The following is a 1,169-nucleotide window of genomic DNA, read 5'->3' on the forward strand; positions in this document are numbered from 1 at the left end:
CAACGCTAGTCGTCGGCAGCGTCAGATGTGTACAAGAGACGGGGGCTGGACCGGGCGCAGTTCGGCAGTCGGACGGGGTATTCGGCGTCCACGATCGCCAGCTTTGAACAGGGGAGGCGGATCCCGCCGCCGAGGTTCATCGACAGGGCCGACGAAGTGCTCGACGCGGGCGGGGTCTTGAAGGCGGGGAAGGAGGAGGTGGCGCAGGCGCAGTATCCGGCCTTCTTCCGGGATGCGGCCCGGCTGGAGTCGAAGGCGGCAGCCCTCCACGTGTACGCCACGAAGGCGGTGCCCGGTCTGTTGCAGACCGAGGAGTACGCGCAGGCGGTGTTCAGCATGTGGCGCCCACTGCTGGACGAGGAGGTCATCGCCCAGCGGGTCGCGGCTCGCCTGGCGCGTCAGGAGATCTTCTCCCGTAAGCCCATGCCCACCGTCAGCTTCGTCATCGAGGAGTACGTACTACGTCGCCCGCTGGGCGGGCGGGGCGTCATGCGCGGCCAGTGGGAGCAGATCCTGCTGCACGGTCAGCGCCGCAACGTCGAAATCCAGGTGATGCCGATCGAGCGGGAAGAACATGCTGGATTGGAAGGTCCGTTCACCTTGATCGAGACTCTGGAAGGACAGAGGATCGCATACGTGGAGGCGTACAAGGACAGCCGTCTCTACACGGAGCGGGAGTCGGTCCGGGAGATCGTGGAGCAGTACGGCATCCTCCGGGCACAGGCCCTCACTCCGCGCGAGTCGATGGCCTTCGTCGAGAAGTTGCTGGGAGAGAAATGAACGCTGTACCCGAGGCAGCTTGGTTCAAGAGCAGCTACAGCACAGGGTCGGGCGGCGAGTGCGTCGAGGTCGCCTCCTGGCTGGGCGCCACGCACGTACGTGACTCGAAGGACAAGGCAGGCCCGACGGTGAGCCTCACGCCGGGCGCCTGGGCCGAGTTCATCGGGTTCGCCGCTCAGCACACCGCGTAGAGCAGTGCGGTGCGGTGCCCCGTGACCGTTCAGCTCCGGTCACGGGGCACTGGCATACCTACGCCCTGTCCAGGCGGGCAGGCGGGCCTGGACGTGGGCGTAGACGTCGACGGTGGCGATGCGGGCGCCCCAGACGGTCTTGACGACCTTGACGGCGGCGGGCTCCCCGCCGGGCGGTTCCCCCGGGTAGACCTCCCC

1 protein-coding gene is annotated in these 1,169 nt (G+C 67.3%); it reads left to right on the forward strand.

Features of this window, described 5'->3' with window-relative positions; all coding sequences use genetic code 11:
• The first annotated feature begins 776 nt into the window (after positions 1–776).
• Entirely contained in the window at positions 777–971 is a 195-nt protein-coding gene (locus C1I97_RS37585; protein ID WP_111007328.1) for a DUF397 domain-containing protein, read from the forward strand.
• The last annotated feature ends 198 nt before the right edge of the window (positions 972–1,169 follow it).

This window comes from Streptomyces sp. NTH33 (genome assembly GCF_003236365.1).
GTDB lineage: Bacteria > Actinomycetota > Actinomycetes > Streptomycetales > Streptomycetaceae > Streptomyces.

What these genes read in the sequence shown, in the direction of transcription:
- C1I97_RS37585 (WP_111007328.1), top strand. Translation starts at nt 777, where the DNA reads ATGAACGCTGTACCCGAGGCAGCTTGGTTCAAGAGCAGCTACAGCACA.